Genomic DNA, 4,096 nt, shown 5'->3' on the forward strand with positions numbered 1-4,096 from the left:
GTGCCGGCGCGGCCCGGCGCGCCTGGGGCTGCTTGCGCGCGAGCGCCATCAGGGCTCCTCTCTGTCCCAGCGCTGCCGGATAGCGGCGGTGGCGCCTTCGGAGATCCGGGCGGCGCTGGCGGCCTTCTCCTCGGCGATGGCGTCGGCGAGGTCGTCGACGTTGGCCAGCCCGTGCATCAGAATGGTGCGGCTGAACAGGCCCGGGGTCATGTCGGCGCGCTTGGCCGCCGCGCGCAGCGCGGTGAGTTCACCGGCTGTCATCGGCACGACCTGCTTGGCGCTCAACTTCTCCCCCTGCGACATGCGGTGCTCTCTTTCGTAGACATCGTTTCGCTGACCTTTCATGTTGGATCTTACTGCCTTACCCACCTTGGGTTCGGTATTGACTACTCTACCCGCCTTGGGTACGGTATGGGAAGTCGCAGCGATCGTCGGGACCAGGTGTCCCGCGGAAGGAGTCAGCATGGTCAAGGCCAAGGGTTCGCGACCGCGGATCAGCGGTCGGACGGCGGTCAAGGTGGTCGTGGTCGTCGTGATCTTCGTGCTCGGGCTGTCGGTCGGCGGCGGGTGCGCCGCGTCCGGCGGCGGCGTCGACAGGGGAACCCTCGTCGGCTGCCTCCCGATCAGTGACGCGGCTCAGCTCGATCAGTGCCTCGGCGGTGGGCGGTGACCGCCTACCGGTGGGAGCGCGAGCGCAGTGCCTATCGCCTGGCCCACAGCAAGCCCGGCGGGACGTTGCGCCGGCGCTCGGAGATCCTCGGCCGCGACGTCCGTCGCGGCACTCGCGCCGGGGCGGGCCTGGAGACCGTCGCGGCGGCGGACGAGGTCACCCCGGATCTGTGGAGCCGGCTGACGCGCAATCCAGCGACCGGCGAGCGCGGTCGGCGGGTGCGCTACGGGATCGCCGCCGTCGTCGCCGTGGTGGTGGCCGGTCCGGGCACCGCCCTCGGACTGGCCGGGTACCGGGGCCTGCTGTGGGCATCACCGAGGATCGGGCGATTGTGGTGGTGGCCGTGGGCCGTGGCATCGGCGACCTCGCTGGCCGCGCTCGTGCTGGCCGACGTGCCGTTTGGCCTGCGCCTGCACCTCGACCGGTACTTCCCGCTGACCCTGCTGGACTTCGGCCCGTGGTGGGGATGGTTGGTGTGGCAGGTCGCGGCGTCTCTCGGCGTGGTGGCCTTCGAGATCTGGGCGTGGGGCTGGCGCGGCGTGCCCAAGCGCGCGGTGGCCAAGTCGGACCGCAACGCCGACGGGAACTTTCGCGAGATCGGCGACGGCGAGAAGTTCAAGCTCGACGCCGGTGGCGACACCGACTACGTGCCACCGGTGATCCCCGACGACGAGGATGACGCGGCCGATGCCCTCAACGACGACATCGGTGGTGGTGGCGACGATCGCGATGGCGGCGTCGACGACGGCGACTGGGACGACTCGGAGCGGATATGACGGCGTCACCCGACTTCCTCGGCGCAACGGCCGAGGGCGACAACGACAACAACAACAAGGAGAGCAACTGATCATGGCAACGAACATCAACCCGCTGGCCGACATCGAGAACGGACTGGTCGAGCTGGCGCGCGCGGCCGAGGCTGTCGCCTTGCTGGAGCGGCACTTTTTGGCATCGAACCGCCCGACGCTGTGGAACGGCCTGCTCGATGAGGCACGCGTGCGCGCGGGTCGCGGTCGCCCAGGGTTCGACACCACCGCGGACCGGATCGCGATCGGCGATGAGCTGCTGGCGGCGCTGGAGAGGTTGTCCATGCGGGTGCGCGACGACGTCGCCCAGTGGCGCGAGGAGGCCGCCCGGCCGGTGCAGTTCGACGTCGACCGGGAGATCCCCGATGACGATCGCTGAACTGCTCGGGGACACCGAACCGCTACCGACGACCACACCGATCGAGGACCGAGAGGACGACGGCATGGAACACCAAGCGCCGCACGGCCGCTGGATCACCGCACTGGTCCTACTCGCGGTCCTGGCCGGTCTCGCCGTCGTCGTGCTCGGCATCGCCTTGGGCGGACCGTGGCGGTGGGTCGCGGGCGCGGCGGTGGTGGCCGGCATCGCGGTCATCGTGGTGCCGACGGTTGTGGATGGCAAGGACAACAAGGACAAGAAGGTGAAATGACATGAGCGAACAGAAGATTGACATTCATGTGCAGTCCGGCACGGGCGAGATCTTGCGAATCGCATCGACACTGTTGCTCTTCGGCGGCGCCGGTGCGATCGCGTGGAGCGTGGCACAGGGGCCGAACGCGGAAATGGCGGCATCGGGATTCTCGATGATGCTGGTGATGATGATCCGCCTGGCGTATGGGGCGGGAAGGATCACCGTGCCGGCGCGGCAAGCGGCCGCCGACGACGATTTCGCGGTGACCAAGAGCGTCGTGGCGCAGGTCGCCGGTGAATACAAGGCGGCCCTGGCCAAGGCGAACATGCCGATCATGGTGCTCATTTCGGCGGCATACGCGATCGCGTTCCTGGTCCTGCGCGCGGCGGTCAGTGCGGCGTTGGGCATCTTCTCGAACTTGTACATCGCGGGCGGCGCGGCGGCGATGGTGGGAGCAATCGTGGTGTTCCCCAGCCTGCTGCCGTCGATCCTCGCGTCGCTCAAGCGCCAGGGCGTGGTGGCCGACCCGGCACCGACACCGACGCACTCGGTGGCTCCTGCCCCGGCTCCTGCCCCGGCTCCCGCTCCGGCAGTGGTGCAGCAGGTCTCGCCAGCGCCGGGCCAGCCGCAGCTCGCACCGGAACCGGTGGCAGCCGCTCCGAAGAAGATCGTTCGTCGCGTCGTCAAGAAGGAGCAGTCGGATGTCTGAGCACACGGGGTACTTCGACGAGGAGGGTAACGAGCTGTCGAAGGCCGAAGTCGCCGCGCTCGGTGATGATGTCGAGATCGAGGAGGTCGAGGAGGTTCCTGTCGATGCTCCGCACGAGGCTGCGACCTCTGCGACGCCCGCGCTGACCGGTCGTAGCAAGGCGCTGTTGGCCGCGGGCGCCGTCGCGGTGATCGCGGTGGTCGGCGGTGGCATCGCGTTCGCACTGCACGGCATCGGCAACCAGGCCACCGTCGCGGACGTCAAAGCTGGTGCGTCGAGCAAGTACGCCGCGGCATCGAGTGCGGTCGCGTCGAAGTCATCGGCGGTGCGCAGCGAGGTCGACGCGACGGTTGGTGCGGTCGACACGTGCCGGGTGGGCGCCGCCGCCGCGACATCGGCGACGGGCACCCTCGCCGACGCCGTGATGACGGGGTCGGCACGGCCGCGGTTGGGGTTGGTGATCGACGCCACGGCGCCGCTGCCAGAGACGTTCGTTCAGGCCAAGACGCGGGCTGAGGCCGCCGATGCAGGTCAGGAGAAGAAGCTGCTGGCGCGTGGTGCAAAACGGCTCGACCTGATCCAGCTCAGTAAGACTGCGTGGGCCGCCTACGCGTATACCGCACCCGACGACGCGCCCGCACCGGCGTGGCGCAAGGCCGATGTCACCGTCAGCGACGATGCGGTGACGGTGACCGGCGACCGCGACTGGCCCGGCGGTGACGCACCGACGGCCGGGTCGTGCGAGCACGGCACACCTGGCGCGTATGCGGTGTCGGGGCAGATCCCGGCGGGAGCGGCCGGCCTGGTCGACGGCACCGCGACGGTAGACCTGATTCAAGGTGTTGCCGGTGAGCCGACGAAAGCGGTGGCACTGATGGGCGACTCGGTCGCCCTGGTGACGCTCGCCGCGCCGTCGGACGCGGAAGGAGGTGGTGCGTCGACGTCGAGCAGCTCAGTCCCGAGCAAGTAGTCCCTGTTTGAGCGGTCCGCAGCCCCGAAATCATCTACATAACAAGGAGTCACACCATGACGAACATCAAGACCGCCCTCACCACCGCCGCTCTGGCCGGTGCCGCCGCCGGAGCGCTGGCCCTGGGCACGGGCACCGCGGCCGCCGCCCCGTCTGCGCCGGTGGTGGACAATTGCTACTCCGTAGTGTCGTCGGTGGCCGTGCCGTTGCCGACCGTCATCGGTTTCGGGTACGTCCCTCTCGGCCGCGCGGTGGTGCGCGACGGAACCCTCACCGCCTTCGGTGAGACGGCCCCGATCGGCGCGGACG

8 protein-coding genes are annotated in these 4,096 nt (G+C 69.3%); 7 read left to right on the top strand and 1 reads right to left on the bottom strand.

Translation table 11 applies throughout. The features are described from left to right. Positions 1–48: 48 nt before the first annotated feature. Entirely contained in the window at positions 49–345 is a 297-nt protein-coding gene (locus tag A5777_RS03020; RefSeq protein ID WP_156529265.1) for a hypothetical protein, read from the bottom strand. Positions 346–463: 118 nt separating this feature from the next. On the opposite strand from A5777_RS03020, the gene A5777_RS03025 reads away from it, so the two are divergent. From A5777_RS03025 to A5777_RS03055, 7 genes are all read left to right on the top strand, one after another. Continuing rightward, the gene (locus A5777_RS03025) at positions 464–670 is read left to right on the top strand and encodes a hypothetical protein (RefSeq protein ID WP_064861571.1); all 207 of its coding nucleotides are present in this window, start codon (positions 464–466) and stop codon (positions 668–670) included. Further along, positions 667–1,446, top strand: coding sequence for a hypothetical protein (locus A5777_RS03030; RefSeq protein WP_064861572.1), 780 nt, complete (start codon positions 667–669; stop codon positions 1,444–1,446). Before A5777_RS03025 ends, A5777_RS03030 begins: the two co-directional genes overlap by 4 nt. Positions 1,447–1,519: 73 nt before the next feature. Then, positions 1,520–1,855, top strand: a complete 336-nt coding sequence (locus A5777_RS03035; protein ID WP_064861573.1) for a hypothetical protein — start codon at positions 1,520–1,522, stop codon at positions 1,853–1,855. Further along, entirely contained in the window at positions 1,842–2,126 is a 285-nt protein-coding gene (locus A5777_RS03040) for a DUF3040 domain-containing protein (RefSeq protein WP_064861574.1), read from the top strand. The genes A5777_RS03035 and A5777_RS03040 overlap by 14 nt, the downstream gene beginning before the upstream one ends. 1 nt (position 2,127) lies before the next feature. Continuing rightward, complete coding sequence (locus A5777_RS03045) at positions 2,128–2,817, top strand: hypothetical protein (protein WP_064861575.1); 690 nt, start codon at positions 2,128–2,130, stop codon at positions 2,815–2,817. After that, the gene (locus tag A5777_RS03050) at positions 2,810–3,787 is read left to right on the top strand and encodes a hypothetical protein (protein WP_064861576.1); all 978 of its coding nucleotides are present in this window, start codon (positions 2,810–2,812) and stop codon (positions 3,785–3,787) included. The genes A5777_RS03045 and A5777_RS03050 overlap by 8 nt, the downstream gene beginning before the upstream one ends. Before the next feature lie 56 nt (positions 3,788–3,843). Then, positions 3,844–4,096 (top strand): hypothetical protein (locus A5777_RS03055; protein WP_197502277.1); only part of this gene is annotated, 253 nt, incomplete at its 3' end.

Source organism: Gordonia sp. 852002-10350_SCH5691597 (assembly GCF_001665715.1).
Classification (GTDB): Bacteria; Actinomycetota; Actinomycetes; order Mycobacteriales; family Mycobacteriaceae; genus Gordonia; species Gordonia sputi.